Raw genomic sequence first — 15190 nt, 5'->3', positions numbered from 1 at the left:
GTCCGGCTCGGTCGCGCCGTGCGCGATCCGGCCCGGTTGCGCCGGACGCGGTTCGGCCGGTTGCGCCGGGCGCAGCGCGCTCCGGTTGCGGTACGGCCCGGTCGCGCCGGGCGCTCGACTCAGGCCGGGATCGTGTTGCGGTGGGTCTCGACGGCGACGAGCTTCTCGCCCGCGATGTGCAGCACCGCGAAGTCCCCGACCGAGAGCATCGCGGCCCGACGGAGGTCGAAGCGACGGCGGTCGTCAGCCGTGGCCGAGGCGATGCGCGCGATGATGTCCGGCAGCACCGGACCGTGGGAGCACAGCACGGCGGACTTCGCCTTCGCGATGCGCTTCTGCACCACGCCCTTGACGTCGGCGGCACCGCGGTCGTGGGCGTCCTGGCTGATGTCCGTCGTGCTCGAGACCCCGACCTTCGTCCGGGCGGAGAGCGGCTCGACGGTCGCGAGGCACCGTGCCGCCGTGCTGCTGACGATCTTCTTCGGACCGAACGCCGCGACGGGTGCCGCGACGGCCTTGGCCTGGGATCGCCCGACCGGCAGCAGCGGTCGCGTGGCGTCGGGGCCGTCCCAGTCCGAGCCGGGCACGGTCTTCGCGTGGCGGAGGGCGATCAGCGCGAACGTCCGGTGCTCGCCCGCTGCGACGCGATCGGCGAACCGGTCGAGGATCGCGACGTCGCGTTCGTACGTGAGCCGCGCCCGGGCCTTGTCGACGGTCACCCACTCGATCGCGGCGACCTCGTCGTTCGGCCGGAACTTGCCCGCGCGGTCGTACTCCTTCGAGCCGACGCGGGCGGACCAGTAGTGCACGACCTTGTCGCGACCGCTCGGGAGGACGTACTCCGCGGTGCCGAGCGGCGCCCCGAGGTGGACGCGGTACCCGGTCTCCTCGTCGATCTCCCGCACGGCGGTCGTCGGGATGCTCTCGCCGGGGTCGACCTTGCCCTTCGGCAGGGAGACGTCCTGGTGGTGGTCACGGTGGACGAGCAGCACCAGCGGCATGCCGTCCCGTTCGCGCTCGCGCCAGACGACCGCACCCGCCGCGACGACGGGCCCCGTGGGGCCGCCGCTCACCGAGCCGAACGCTTCCGCGCCGAGATCTTCCGCATGAGCACATTCTGCACGTCGTCGAGCGGACGGCCGTCCGGGTCCGTGGAGTGGCGCGTCCACTCGCCGTCCGACTCGAGGTGCCACGAGCTCGTCGAATCCGCCATCGCCAGGTCGAACATCTCCTCGACCTCGGCCACGTGGGCCGGATCGGTGAGCCGGACCAGCGCCTCGACGCGACGGTCGAGGTTACGGTGCATCATGTCCGCCGAGCCGATGAACACGACCGGGTCGCCGTCGTTGTGGAACGTGAAGGCGCGCGAGTGCTCGAGGTACCGGCCGACGACGCTGCGCACGCGGATCGTCTCGCTGACCCCCTCGATGCCGGGCTTCAGCGAGCAGATGCCGCGCACCCAGACGTCGATCGGCACACCGGCCTGGCTCGCGAGGTAGAGCGCGTCGATGACCTGCTCGTCCACCATCGAGTTGACCTTGATCCGGATGCCGGACGGCTTGCCGGCGCGGGCGTTCGCGGCCTCGGTCTGGATCCGCTTCACGAGCCCCTTGCGCAGGTGCAGCGGCGCGACGAGCAGGCGCTTGAACTTCTTCTCGATCGCGTAGCCCGACAGCTCGTTGAACAGGCGGGTGAGGTCCTTGCCCACGGTGTCGTCCGCGGTGAAGAGCCCCATGTCCTCGTAGATGCGGGAGGTCTTCGGGTTGTAGTTGCCCGTGCCGATGTGGCTGTAGTGCTTGAGCGTGCCGCCCTCCTGCCGGATGACGAGCACGAGCTTCGAGTGCGTCTTCAGCCCGACCAGGCCGTAGACGACGTGCACGCCGGCCTTCTCGAGCTTCCGTGCCCAGGTGATGTTGTTCTGCTCGTCGAAGCGTGCCTTGATCTCGACGAGGGCCAGGACCTGCTTGCCCGCCGCGGCGGCGTCGATCAGGGCCTCGACGATCGGGCTGTCGCCGGACGTGCGGTACAGCGTCTGCTTGATCGCCAGGACGTTCGGGTCGGCGGCGGCCTGCTCGAGGAACGCCTGCACGCTCGTCGCGAAGGACTCGTACGGGTGGTGCACGAGGACGTCGCGCGAGCCGATGGCGCGGAACAGGTCGGGCTTGGTGTTCGGTTCGCCGGGCTGGAACTGCACCGGCGTCGTCGGGACGTGGCGCGGGTAGTGGAGGTCCGGGCGGGCGATCTTCGCGATCTCGAAGAGGCCGCCGAGGTCGAGCGGGGACGGCAGGCGGTAGACCTCCTGCTCGGTGATGTCGAGTTCGCGCACGAGCAGGTCGAGGGTCACCGGGTCCATGTCCTCGGTGATCTCGAGACGGATCGGCGGACCGAAGCGGCGACGGAGCAGCTCGCGCTCGAGTGCCTGGATGAGGTTCTCGGCCTCGTCCTCCTCGATCTCGACGTCCTCGTTGCGGGTGACGCGGAAGACGTGGTGCTCGAGGACCTCCATCCCCGGGAACAGGTCGTCGAGGTGGTTCGCGATGAGGTCCTCGAGCGGGATGAACCGCATCCGCCCTGAGCCGTCGTCGGGCAGCGCGATGAAGCGCGAGAAGTTCTGCGGGACCTTGAGGCGCGCGAACTCCTGCCGCTGCGACTTCGGGTTGCGGACCCGGACCGCCAGGTTCAGCGACAGGCCGGAGATGTAGGGGAACGGGTGTGCCGGGTCGACCGCGAGCGGCATGAGGACCGGGAAGATCTGCTCGTTGAAGTACTCCCGCATGCGCAGGCGGTCTGCCTCATCGAGGTCGGACCAGTGCTCGATGTGGATGCCCGCGGCGTCGAGGTCCGGCTTCAGCGACTCGATGAACGCCGCCGCGTGCCGGTCCTGCAGCTCGTGGGCCTTCGCGGCGATGTCCCGCAGGACGTCGCTCGGAGCCCGCCCGACGTTGGTCGGGACCGCGATCCCGGTGTCGATGCGGCGCTTGAGTCCCGCGACGCGCACCATGAAGAACTCGTCGAGGTTGGACGCGAAGATCGCCAGGAAGTTCGCGCGCTCGAGCAGCGGTTGCGTGCGATCCTCGCCCAGTTCGAGCACGCGCTGGTTGAACCGCAGCCAGCTCAGTTCGCGGTCGAAGTAGCGGTCCGAGGGCAGCGACTCGTGCTCGATCTCGACGACCTCGTCGAAGTCGTCGAGGTCGGGAGCGACGGATTCGCCGTCGAGCTGCGGTTCGGTGTCCATGTCGACATCCTGCCACCAGCCCCCTCCGCCCGGAGGAGCGCACGTGACCGCTGGGGAAAGCGCGCGTGAACGACCGGGCTGTGCAGGAGTGTCACCCGAGCGCCCGACCGTGCCCCTCGGACTGGGGGAGGAAACGTCACGATATACGGACGGTGACATGGTCGGGCTTCGCGGGTATGGTGGGCGGCGTTCAGGCCTCCGGGGGGATTCCACTGCGCGGGGGTGCAGGTACGAAGAGAATGAGGTTGACCATGTCGCGTGTCCTTTCCACCGAGCAGGCGAAGACCGCCATCCGCCAGATCCAGTCCATCGTGAACGGTGGGTTCACGGACCAGATCTCGCAGCTCGACGCCCAGGGGCGCATCCTGTCCGACTCGAACGTGTGGGACGGCCCGCTCGCCTCGACCTTCCGTGGGTCGACCTGGCCCGAGACCAAGGCGGCCCTCGACAAGGCGAAGACCGAGCTCGAGCAGCTCCGCACGCAGCTCGACAAGATCTCGCAGGACATCTTCACCGCGGGTGGCGGCGCGTAAGCACCCAGCCCACGCCCGGTCCACCGTCTCGGTGGGCCGGGCGTTCGCGGTCGGGGGGCCGACCGCACCACAGCACGATCAGTACGACCAGCACCAGCTTCGGGGGGAACGACCATGGCCCAGATCCACGCGAACATGGATCCGATCGAGTTCGACGACGCGACGGCCGACGCGTTGCAGAGCGCGATGAAGTCCGCGGCGGGGGCGATCAACGGCCAGCGCGGTTCCCGTCGCTCGTACGTCTCCACGGCGTCGCAGGAGTTCCGCGGCCGCTTCGCCCAGTTGTTCTCGTCGAACGCCGACGTGGCCGACTCCGACGCCGGCCGCATCGCGGAGGCACTCGAGAAGGTCGCCGGGTGGGTCGGCCAGATGAAGGAAGCCGCGGCGAAGGAGCGGGAGAACCGCAGGCGTGCGCGCGAGTGGCAGGCGCGTGAGGACGAGCGGAACGGGTTCCAGGACTTCTGGAACGACACCTTCCACTACGACCCGATGCCGGACATCAAGAACGACGCGCCGCCGACCTTCGAGCAACCGGACGTGCGCGCGCGGCCCCGGGAGACGCCGACCCCGGGTTCCGGTGGGGGCGGAGGCGGCGGGACGTCGTCGGCGCGTCCGAGCGACCTCCGCTCCTTCGCGACCGGTTCGGTGTCGCTGAACAGCGCCCTCGAAGGACGACCCGGCGCGTTGCGGGGCAAGCTCACCGACTTCGCCGCCAAGTGCTCGTGGGGTCACATCGACGCCACCGGGGTCGTCACCGCCTTCGAGCAGTGGCTCGACGCCAACGACCAGGACGCCAAGTGGGCGACCACCATCGCGGACGCCTTCACGGCGGCCGGGGGCGAGGGCAACGTCTCGACCGTCGCGGACTCCGCGCTCGCCGCGGCCCTCGCAGCCGCCGGCGTCTCCGAGACCCGCCAGGACCTGCAGTTCGAGCCGCCGACGGCGTACGGCGCCCAGCCCACGACGGGGTTCTCCATGGACCCGGTCAACACCACGACCGGCAACTTCCTCGAACCGGAGCTCGACCTCGGGTTCACCGGAGCTTCGGCCTCGCTCGAGGTCACCCGCATGTACAACTCGCTCGACGACCACGTGGGGCTCTTCGGCCCGGGGTGGTCCTCGATCCTCGAGACGCGCCTCCTCCTCGACGACGAGGGTGCGACGTTCGTCGGCGCCGACGGTCGTCAGATCCGCTTCCCGCGCTCGGGTGAGGGCTGGGACCGCGGCGTCGGCGAGAACCGCTGGCTCGCCGCTGAGGGCGACCTGCTCGTCGTACGCGACAACGCCGGGGTCCGCATCGACTTCACCCCGTCCGGTCTCTGGACCGGGCAGCGCGGCGGCACCGGCACCGGCATCCGGGTGGTCCGTGGTGTCGATGACCTCGTCGTCCGTCTCGAGCACGAACGCGGCCGCTGGGTCGAGGTCGACCACCTGGACGGGCGCGTCGCGGTCCTCCGTGCCTCCGACGGCCGACGGGTCGAGTACGGCTACGACGACCGTGGGCGCCTCGTCAGTGTGACCGACCCGGTCGGCACCCGGCGCTACGGCTGGAACGACGACGACCTCATCGTGACCGTCACCTCGGCCGTCGGTGTCGTCGAGGTCGACAACACCTACGACGACCAGCGTCGGGTGGTCGAACAGGTCAGCCCGCACGGCCGAGCCGTGCGCTTCGCGTACCTGCCCGGTCGCGTCACGGTCGTGTCCGACCGCGACGGGTCGCGCGCGAACTCCTACATCGCGGACGCCAAGGGCCGGCTGGTCGGCGTCATCGACTCCGACGACCGACGGCAGTCGATGAGCTACGACCGGCACGGCAACCTGGTCTCGGCGACCGAGCGCGACGGCTCCGTCACGGTCCACGCGTACGACGAGCGCGGTCGGAGGACCCGCACGGTGACCCCCTCGGGCGGTGACATCACCTACGGGTACGACGACCAGGACCGGGTGACCACCGTCGTCACCGAGGCCGGCGCGGTCGTGTCCTACGAGTACCGCGACGACGACCGCGACCCGTCCCTCATCGTCGATCCGGTCGGCGGACGCACCGAGCTCACGTGGACGAACGGGGCCCGCACCCATGTCGTCGACCCGACCGGGGTCGTCCTCGACCTCGAGCACGACGAGTTCGGCGAGCTGGTCGCGACCACGAACGCGGTCGGGGACACCGCCCGCATCGAGCGCGACGCAGCTGGTCGTCCGGTCGCTGCGATCAGCCCGTCCGGCGCCAGGACCGAGTACCGCTGGGACGCAGCGGGGCTCCTCGTCGAGCGCCGGGACGCCGACGGTGCCGTGTGGCGGTACGAGCACACGGCCGGGGGTCGGGTCGCGGCGATCACCGATCCGCTCGGTGCCCGCACCACGTTCGAGTACGCGGCGAGCGGCGAGCTGGCGACCACCGTCGACCCGCTGGGTCGGCGGGTCACGCGGACGTTCGACGACCAGGGGAACGTCGCCGCGCTCGCCCTGCCGGGTGACGCGGTCTGGACGTTCGCGCACGACGGGTTGTCGCGCCTCCAGGCCGTCACCGACCCGACCGGCGCGACGTGGCGGCACGAGTACGACGCCAACGGCAGCATCGCAGCCACCGTCGACCCGACCGGTGTGCGACATGAGGTCTCACGCGACGTCGCGACCGGCGTCGCGACCCTGCGGGATGCGTTCTCCGCGACCACCGTCCGCTTCGACGCGTTCGGGCGGCCGGTCGAGCAGACGAGTGACGAGTCCGGTTCCGAGCTCGTGACGTACGACGCAGCCGGCAGGCCCGTCGGGCTCGTCGACGGCGAGGGCGGCCTGACGCGCATCGAGCGCGACCTCGGGGGCCGGGTGACCGCGATCGTCAGCCCGTCCGGTGCCCGCTCGACCTACGAGTACGACGCGTGCGGTCGCCCGTCCGCAGCCGTCGACGCCACGGGAGCGCGCACGACGCTCACGTACGACGCGGACTCCCGCGTCGTCGCCCGGACGCTGCCCACCGGCGAAGTCGAGGAGACCACCTACGACGCGGTCGGCCGCGTGGTCGCCCAGACGACCGCGGGAGCCGGGACGAGCCGGTACCGCTACGACCGGGCCGGGAGGCTCGTCTCCGTCCACGACGCACGCTTCGGTCAGCGACGCTTCCGCTACGACGCTGCGGGGCAGCTGGTCGAGGCCGTCGACGGGCTCGGTGGCACCACCCGTTTCGCCTACGATGACCGGGGCCGGCTCACGGAGGTCACGGACCCGGCCGGCGGTGTCACGCGGCGCCGGTACGACGGAGCTGACCGCGTGGTCGCGGTCGTCGACCCGCTCGGTCGCGAGACGACGGCTCGGTACGACGCAGCCGGTCGCCAGGTTGAGCGGACCGACCCCGACGGCCGGACCACCAGCTGGACCTTCGACGCCGCCGGCCGCGCGAACGAGGTGCTGGTCGACGGACAGCTGGTGAGCGAGACCCGACGCGACGCCGTCGACCGCACCGTCGTCGTCACCGATCACACGCGTGGTGTGGGGCGGACGGTCGACCACGAGCTCGAGTACGACCGCCGCGGGCTCCTCGTCCGTCGGAGCCGTGGTGGACGTTCCGTGCGGTGGGAGTACGACGCCGACGGCAACCGGACCGCGCGGATCGACCCGACGGGCATGCGGACCGAGTGGCGCCGGGACGCAGCGGGTCGTGCTGTCGCTGTCGAGCGGCAGGGGCTCGCCGCGGCGACCTTCGCCTACGACGCAGCAGGGCGGATCGTCCAGGCGTCGACCGGCGACGTCGTCCAGTCGTGGTCGTACGAGCGCGGCGCCCTGGTCGCGCACGCGACGACGACGCCCGAGGGTGCGACGGTCACGCGCATCGAGCGCGACGACCAGGGCCGGATCACGGCGATCGACGGTCCGGACGGACGCGTCGAGTACGAGTACGACGCGGCCGGGCAGCTCGTCCGTGCCGGGGACTCCGCGTGGGAGTACGGCGACGGCGGGCGGCTGCTCCGCGAGTTCGTCGACGGCGTTGAGACGACGTTCGAGTACGACGCTGCCGGGCAGCTCAACGCGTCCGTCCGTGACGGGGAGCGGACGGAGTACCTGTACGACGGACTCGGCCGACGGGTCCGGCGTACCCGAGCCGACGGGTCGACCGAGGAGTACGCGTGGTCCGACCTCGGGTCCTTGACCGCCGTCGTCTCGCGCGACCGCTCGTACGACGAGACCGGTCGGGTCGAGGTGTGGACCGATGTGCTCGGAGAGCTCGCCGAGGTCGGCGGCGCCGAGGTGTGGTGGGACTCCGCCGCGCCGCTGCCGGCGATGGTGTCGATCGGTGGGGAGAGCGTGCTCGACCTACCGGGCGGCGCGATCGCGCTGGGGGACGCCTGGGCCACCGCCGGCTGGCGGAGCGCCCGTTCGACGGATGCTTCGGACCCATGGGCGGTGCTCGCATCGGTCGAGGGAACGGCGCTGCCCACTGGTGTCTCGCTCACCGCTGACGGCGGGCTGTCGATCGCGGGGCTGGAGTGGCTCGGGGCGCGCGTCTATGACCCGGCGGCGCGGGGCTTCCTGTCGACGGACCCGTTGGCGCCCGTACTCGGCGCAGCGTGGTCGGGGAACCCGTACTCGTACGCCGGGAACGACCCGATGCACGCGATCGACCCCCTGGGGCTCCGACCGGCGACTGACGAGGACCTGGCGGCGTACCGGGATGCGAACCAGAGCTTCCTTTCCAGAGCGGCGAGCTGGGTCGGAGACAACTGGGAGTACCTCGCGGCAGGAGCGGCGATTGTTGGCGGGATCGCTCTCATGGCGACCGGAGTGGGAGGCCCAGCAGGTATCGCCCTCCTGGCGGCCTCGGGCGCGCTACTGAGTGGCGGGGTTTCGGTTGCTTCGCAGAAAGCAACTACGGGGCAGGTGGATTGGAAGAAGGCGGGGTTGGACACCCTCGTCGGCGGACTCCTTGGAGGGTTCGGGGGTGCAGGAACCGCTGTGGCGAAGGGCCTCGGCGCGACAGGCAGAGTCGCCTTCGCACAAACAGCTCGCTCCGCTACAGGAGCTCTTTCCTCGCAAACTGCGAAAGCTCTTGCAGTGAATGCCGGTGTGAACGGCACGTTCGGTGCGGGCGGAAGTGCGGTGTCTTACCTGTTGACTCATGGCGGGCGAGTGGAGAACGGCCGCGAGTTTCTCGCTACAGTCGCAGGTGGTACCGTCAGCGGCGTTGTTGGCGGTCTGGCCGGTCCGGCCGGTGGCACGCTCGGGCAGAAGCTGAAGCCTCTGACGAAGGACCTTCTCAGCAGCGGGGCAGTCGCGAAGACAAGTTCGCTGGTACTCGCCGGAGGGGCTTCTGCGCTCGGCTCAGTGACGCAGGACGTTGTTGGTGGTGAACGAGTCGATGTTGGTAAGGCGCTCGCGGCGGGCGGCATCGGTATGGGCTCGAGCGCGTTGACGGATGCATTGCCCTTCAACAAGATGCATGGAGTCGACACTCTTGCTCAGCTTCCCATCGGACATCCGCGGACCTGGAACAGTGCCTTCAACCTGGAACTCACGAACACGGCGGCTCTCTGGCGCTCTGCGAGCTCCGGTGCTGCTATCGGAGAAACAGCCAGTTGGTTGGGTGATCAGATCGGAATCGGGTGACTTCCAGAAACAAAAGAAAGAGGGCTCGTCTTGACCACCTCCGGTCGGTATGACAAACCGTTCCTGATTGGCTTCTTCTCATGTCTAGCGATCGGGCTCTTCGTATTGGGAGCGTGGGTCACCCTCGTTCGCTTCGGTCAAGGCCCGGAAGGGTACGTACTGACCGCAGTACCGGCGCTCGCATTCGGCTTCTGCACCGTTTGGTACGGGCGCTCGCGACGAGGTGTCGCAATAGCTGGGATGGCGGGCATATTCGTAGTGTTCCTCCTGCTATCAGCATTCCGGAGCGAGCTGGGCTTCTATCAATACGGCTGGATATTGTCTGCACTGGCAGGTGGTGTTCTCGCTCGGGCGGAATTCCCTTGGGCTGCCCGTAGTATCGCTCGTGCAGCCGAGCAGCTACCGGATGGGCTGGTGCTCATCGCCGACTCCGATGGCCGACGACGCCAAGCTGTGTCTGAGGACACGGCGCGGAAGCTGCTCGAGCGACTGGATGGCGAGAAGCAAAGTTTCTTGAGTTTCGAGCGGTACGGGGCTCGAATGGACGTTTGTGGATCTGCCAGGGGTGCCCTGGTCGTGTTCTACAACGACCGGCCAGACGAGTTGACCACGTGGAGTCAACTCCTCGACCGATCCGGCTCGGCTGAGCCGGTCGAGGTCAAAATCGGCAACAGTGATGTCACGTTCTCATCGGACGACGTCGTGGACTTGGAGACCGCGAGCCGGAACCTCGACCACTTCGGCTTGACTGGCGAGCGGGACGACCGTTTTGAGTGGATCACCGGTCCGAGAGTCATCAATCGGCGAATCCTCCCGTCCTGAACAGATCGGACGCTCTTGGTCACTCGGCGAGAAAAGTGATGAAATGGCGGGTCGAGCGAAGAATCAAGATTGGCGCTGAGTCGGAATACGGACATGCCCCGAAGAGTGAGCCAGGTGCGCGGAGACAAGGCGCTCCCGTACAGGTGGGCGAGTAGCGGTCAGGATTCGATTCAGAACGCTGGTTTCGCTGCAGAGTTGATGCAGAAGATGCCTGCTTTCAAGGATTTGACTGCTCCACAGACTGGCGCTGATGGCGACTACTGGCGGGGTGGCACGAATCAGACGTACGTGCCCGGCGGCTACGCCGCCACGGACGTGAAGGGATACTGGTCGCTGGTGCCGTGATCGGAGGACCGATGAAGACGAACTACGCGGAAGTGTCCCGTCTTTGCGCACAGGTCAGCGGTTACCTGCGCGGGGCGCACCATGAACAGGCCGCTCGCTGGTATGAGCAGAAGGCTGCGGCGCTCATGAGCGACGAGGATGTTGAACGGGTGGCGCTGATCCGGGCAGTACACGAGTCCATCTCGGCTGGGACGGGAGGCCCACTCGGCGTTGTGTTGACCGATGCTGCAGGGAGACCGGATGTCGAGGCGACGACCAGGTACAAGGAATCTCTTGACCATTTGTATCGCTTGACCGCGCAGTCGCGATGGCGCGACTGGCTGCGAACCTTCACGGGCTGACGGCGAGCAACTGTCGATGACTGGGATGTCGTCTGTTGCGGCGAGGAGAAAGTTTCCGCTCGTCGGGATCGCCATAGTGATGCTGCTGTTCGTCGTTCCCGGGCTGCTTTTCTTCGTGATTCCCGTCGGGATCACGGCGTACGATGAATCGCACCGATTGTCGATCGTGTGCACCATCATTAGCGCGGTCACCGGAACGGAATCGAGCGGATCGTTCAAGGGGGGCGGTGCGTCGGGGCATCAGGTCGTTGTCGAGACCGAGCAGTGTGGGAAGATCCTGCTTCAAGACCGCATCAATTCCTCGAACGCGGGTGCCGTCGCGAGGGAAGCATCGGATGTCGATCGCGTTCGTTTCAAGGTTGGCGTCGCGGCCTATCGACTTCGCGCTCAACTCGCATTCTTCGGCGTGTCGCCGACTGCCTACAGCTTCGAGGTAGTGGATCGCAGCTGACCTGAGGGGGGCTACCGTATGATGACGAACGAGCGGAGCCGACGCCATGCCGTACGGCGATGGAGTCCGATAGCCACGGGGGAGTGTTGATCGCTTGCGGAAAGTTCGTCGTCGTCGGCACTCTGATCCCTCTCCTCTTAGTTGGCAGGGCTGCTCCTCAGGTGCTCGTGTACGTGCTGATCGGTGCGCTCTTCGGGTGCCTTGTCGGCGGTCTGAGTGTGCGCTTCCGTCCGGTCACAATGGGGATGCCGATGGTCGTGGTGCTGATCCTCGTGGTGCTCTTCGTGTTCGAGCGGGTTGACGGTCTGTGGGCCTTCGCGGTGCCGCTCTCCTTGTTCGGATCGTTCGTCGCTGCAAGCGTGGGTTCGCACCTACGGAGTCAGGCGTGGACGGCGCGGACGCGCTGACTCACTGATCGCACTCGACCTGGCATCGGAATGTTCAAGAAGTCGCCGCGGCGGAATGATGCACCCGGGAGATTTGAATGGGCAATGAGGTGGAGGACTGCGAGAAGAATCAAAGGTGGCGTTGAGTCGGAATGAGGGCCAAGTCGCCCTTCACCGGGAGAGTTGAATGGTGAGCGAGGTGGCAGCGTGTCGCACAGCAGGCTGAACCGTTGGCACCTGTCGCCGAGCAGGAGTTCGGTCGTGAGGGGGCGGCTCGTTTTCACGATGGCAGTTCTGGTTCTGCTCGCGGTAGTCGCCTTCTTCTTCTTCGGACGGCAATGGATCGCGGCATACGACGAGGATCACCCGGTCACCCTCGATTGCGTGATCTCCAACGCGAAAGCCTCCGCAGTGTCCACGCACTCCGGCCGCGGTGTGGGTTCGTACACCGATCAGGTCGACCTCCACACGTCCAACTGTGGGCATCTCGTGATCCGGGACGGCATCACGAGTGAGAACAGCGACGCGGTCGCATCGACCTTCGAGCGAGGCAAGACGTACCGGATCACCTTGGGTGAGGCCTCGCTGGCTCTGCGTGCACCGTTGTCCGTGCTCGGGGCGGTGCCAGAAGTTCGGGGATGGGAGCGAGGATGAGCCGCGAGCGAGCCAGGAAGGCGCGGGTGGGCCGCGTTGTCGGGGCGAAGCGAGGCAACCGATTCGTCTTCGGGATGCTCGGGGTGATCTTCCTCGGAGTCGCTGGACTCCTGGTAGCAGGGGAAGTGTTCCGGCAGTACGACCGGGCGCACCCCGTCCAGGTGACCTGCGTTGTCGAATCGGCGTCTCCCGCTACGGGCGGATCAACGTCAGGACGGGGAATCGGGACCACGTTCGATCAGGTCGAGATCTCTACGGAGGACTGCGGACCACTCGTGCTGCGCCGCGGTGTCGACGAGGCCAACAAGGAGCGTCTGGCTGCAAGCTTCGAACGAGGCGCCGATCACCGGTTCATGGTGGGCGCTGCTTCCTACCGGTGGCGTTCGGTGCTGCACTTCTTCAGGACACCGGTGATCGTGTCGGAGGCTGAACCGGTGTCCGAGGAAGATCAGCGATGACGGAACGGTAAGTGCTGCGCGGACGAGTCTTCGCCGCGCTGCTGCTCGTGGTCTTCGCCGTCGTGCCGGTCCTCTTCCTCTACGTCAGACCGATCACGCAGAAAGCTACGACGCTGGGCATCAGATGCAGATCGTCTGCTCTGCCTCGTCGGCGGAGTCGAGCACGGACTCCTCGCACTCGTCGCGAGTCGTCGAAGCCTCGGCGCTGGGGGTCGCCGTCAAGACGGAGGACTGCGGGCCGCTCGCGCTCCGCTGGGGCGTGACGGGCGCCAACATCGAGCAGACGACCCGACGTCTCGACGCTGGTGGAAGGTGGTGCTTCACGGTCGGTCGCGGTTCCTACGAGCTGAGGGATCTGCTCCACCGCGTGCGACAGGCCGTCTTCGTACGCGAAGCGACCCGATGCGGCGATGCTGCCGCGGTTGACCGTGTCGGGGGCGGGAGCCGGATCGGAGCCATCCCCACCTGATACGTTGGATGCAGGTGCTGGCCCTGCCGGCGCCTGACATCGAGTACCGCGCACAGGGGGCGCCGGCGCTCGAGGGGGCGTGTACGACCGGCCGCGGGGCGGCAGGAGCACGGAACTTCGGGGACGTCCGGCGCGTGAGTGCTGACCGCGAAGGACCATCATGACGACGCCGAACAACGGGCAGCCCGGCGACTGGCAGCCGAACGCGCAGCAGGCACCCGGCTCCCAGCAGCCGAACCAGCAGCCATCCGGCTTCGGGCAGCCGAACCAGCAGACGCCCGGGTACCAGCAGCAGCCCTACGCCGGTACCGGCTCCGGTGTCCCCGCCTGGCAGCCGCCGACCCCGGAGAAGAAGGGCAAGAGCGTCGCGCTCCGGATCCTCATTCCGGTCGTGTCCGTCCTCGCCGCGGTCGGCGCGTCCCTCGGCGTCCGCGCGTTCTTCAACGCCACCGCGGAGCCCTCCCCGTCGGCCCTCGCGACCGAGGCGGCGAAGCAGGTCAACGAGAACTACACCTTCCCGCTCGAGCTCGACGAGGTGACCCGCTGGGACGGTGTGACGGCTGACGGCGCGCAGCTCGAGTACGCCTACACGATCGACTCCTCGGTCGATCCGGCGAGCCTGACCGCGGCGGACCTCAAGTCGTCGGTCGTTTCGAACGTCTGCCAGAAGAAGGATTCGCGTGACCTGCTGTCGAAGGCGATCGTGATGCGCTACTCGTACGTCTTCGAGGGCACCGACCGCACGATCGACTTCGCGGTCACCAGCGCCGACTGCTGACCGCGGCGGGGGCTGAGGAGGGGTGACTCCTGCACGTCGGGTCTTCCACACGCTCCTCGCGGCGGTTGCACTGACCAGCAGTGGGCTGATCGAGCTCGGGCACTTCCGCGTCCATGGCTGGGCGTTCGCCGTCGTCACCGTCCTCGGACTCGGCTACGGCGCAGCGCTCGTGCGCGTCGGCGCAGCGGGCTGCCTCGTACCGACGGTGATGTTCCTCGGGAGTTTCGTCGTCCTCGTCGTCCTCGTCGACCACGCGTCGGACTGGGGGCCGCTGCAGTACGGGTGGCTGCCCGCTGTGCTCGCGGGCGCGCTCCTCGCGCGGGTGGTCTTCCCGGACGTCGGGGCGCGGCGGCGCAAGGAGACAGCGGGCCGCGGGCTGCGCTCAGCGGGCGGGGAGTGGCTGCGTGAGGCCGGACCGTTCATGCTTTGCTTCGGTGCGTTCTGCGTGGCCGCGCTGGGCGCGCTCCTGCACGGCGAGGGCGCGGACGCACTGCGCTACGACGATGCGCTCCGCCGAACCGGGGCGGTCGTCTTCGGTGAGGTCGTGCACGTCGAGCGCGTGCACTTCACCGGTTACAAGGGGCGCGGCCGGACCGAGTACACGCCCGTCACGCGGCAAACGTTCGAGGGGGTCGAGTACGAGACGGCGCTCGACGTCTACACGGTGACGAACGAACCGGACTACTACCGCGTCGGGCAGCGCCTGACGATCATGGTGGACCCGGACGACCCGACGACGGCGGGCATCCGGTCTGCGGAACTCCGTGAGATGTTCATCGGACGGGTCGACCGCGGCCGCGGCGCCGCGTTCACCGCACTGCCGCTCCTGGCCGCCGGGGCGCCGCTGCTCACGGTGCAGACGGTCGAGAGCGTCACACGCAAGATCCGAACCAGGCACACCCGGCGGTGGGCGAAGGCCAGACGACAGGTGCTCGCCGCTCGACGGCGCGCTCGCCGTCTGGCCGCCGGTGTCGCGTCAGCGCACCGCGCTGGATCGTCCCCACCGAGCACCCCGACCGGGTGAAGGCGCGCGACCGTCACCGGAGCAGCACGCGACAGAGCGAGGCGACCGACCCGACAGGGTGAGTCGCCCGTCGGACCGGCACCGCGCCTCCAGGCC

The 15190-nt window shown here is 68.3% G+C and carries 12 protein-coding genes; 10 read left to right on the top strand and 2 right to left on the bottom strand.

Annotated features, from left to right (window positions below; genetic code table 11):
* Positions 1 to 119: 119 nt before the first annotated feature.
* Positions 120 to 1073 (bottom strand): NUDIX hydrolase, encoded by a 954-nt coding sequence (locus tag C1N91_RS14670; protein WP_137768322.1) that lies wholly within the window; start codon positions 1071 to 1073, stop codon positions 120 to 122.
* Positions 1070 to 3235, bottom strand: a complete 2166-nt coding sequence (locus C1N91_RS14665; protein WP_137768321.1) for an RNA degradosome polyphosphate kinase — start codon at positions 3233 to 3235, stop codon at positions 1070 to 1072. Before C1N91_RS14665 ends, C1N91_RS14670 begins: the two co-directional genes overlap by 4 nt.
* A gap of 251 nt (positions 3236 to 3486) precedes the next feature.
* On the opposite strand from C1N91_RS14665, the gene C1N91_RS14660 reads away from it, so the two are divergent.
* The 10 genes from C1N91_RS14660 (at position 3487) to C1N91_RS14615 (ending at position 15094) form a co-directional block, all read left to right on the top strand.
* Positions 3487 to 3768, top strand: a complete 282-nt coding sequence (locus C1N91_RS14660; protein ID WP_058729289.1) for a hypothetical protein — start codon at positions 3487 to 3489, stop codon at positions 3766 to 3768.
* Positions 3769 to 3882: 114 nt separating this feature from the next.
* Positions 3883 to 9366, top strand: coding sequence for a DUF6531 domain-containing protein (locus C1N91_RS14655; RefSeq protein WP_137768320.1), 5484 nt, complete (start codon positions 3883 to 3885; stop codon positions 9364 to 9366).
* A 30-nt stretch (positions 9367 to 9396) separates the two neighbouring features.
* The gene (locus C1N91_RS14650) at positions 9397 to 10188 is read left to right on the top strand and encodes a hypothetical protein (protein WP_137768319.1); all 792 of its coding nucleotides are present in this window, start codon (positions 9397 to 9399) and stop codon (positions 10186 to 10188) included.
* 356 nt (positions 10189 to 10544) lie between these two features.
* The gene (locus C1N91_RS14645) at positions 10545 to 10874 is read left to right on the top strand and encodes a hypothetical protein (protein WP_137768318.1); all 330 of its coding nucleotides are present in this window, start codon (positions 10545 to 10547) and stop codon (positions 10872 to 10874) included.
* A gap of 16 nt (positions 10875 to 10890) precedes the next feature.
* Entirely contained in the window at positions 10891 to 11325 is a 435-nt protein-coding gene (locus C1N91_RS14640) for a hypothetical protein (RefSeq protein ID WP_137768317.1), read from the top strand.
* A gap of 59 nt (positions 11326 to 11384) precedes the next feature.
* Complete coding sequence (locus tag C1N91_RS14635) at positions 11385 to 11732, top strand: hypothetical protein (RefSeq protein ID WP_137768316.1); 348 nt, start codon at positions 11385 to 11387, stop codon at positions 11730 to 11732.
* 240 nt (positions 11733 to 11972) lie between these two features.
* Entirely contained in the window at positions 11973 to 12365 is a 393-nt protein-coding gene (locus C1N91_RS14630; protein WP_137768315.1) for a hypothetical protein, read from the top strand.
* A complete protein-coding gene (locus tag C1N91_RS14625; protein WP_137768314.1) occupies positions 12362 to 12823 on the top strand; it encodes a hypothetical protein in 462 nt (153 codons plus the stop codon). The genes C1N91_RS14630 and C1N91_RS14625 overlap by 4 nt, the downstream gene beginning before the upstream one ends.
* Positions 12824 to 13452: 629 nt before the next feature.
* Positions 13453 to 14070, top strand: coding sequence for a hypothetical protein (locus C1N91_RS14620; protein WP_137768313.1), 618 nt, complete (start codon positions 13453 to 13455; stop codon positions 14068 to 14070).
* A gap of 22 nt (positions 14071 to 14092) precedes the next feature.
* On the top strand, positions 14093 to 15094 hold the full coding sequence (locus C1N91_RS14615) for a DUF3592 domain-containing protein (RefSeq protein WP_137768312.1): 1002 nt from the start codon (positions 14093 to 14095) through the stop codon (positions 15092 to 15094).
* Positions 15095 to 15190 lie beyond the last annotated feature (96 nt).

It is taken from the genome of Curtobacterium sp. SGAir0471 (assembly GCF_005490985.1).
GTDB lineage: Bacteria > Actinomycetota > Actinomycetes > Actinomycetales > Microbacteriaceae > Curtobacterium.
This window is presented reverse-complemented; position numbering and strand designations above follow the sequence as displayed.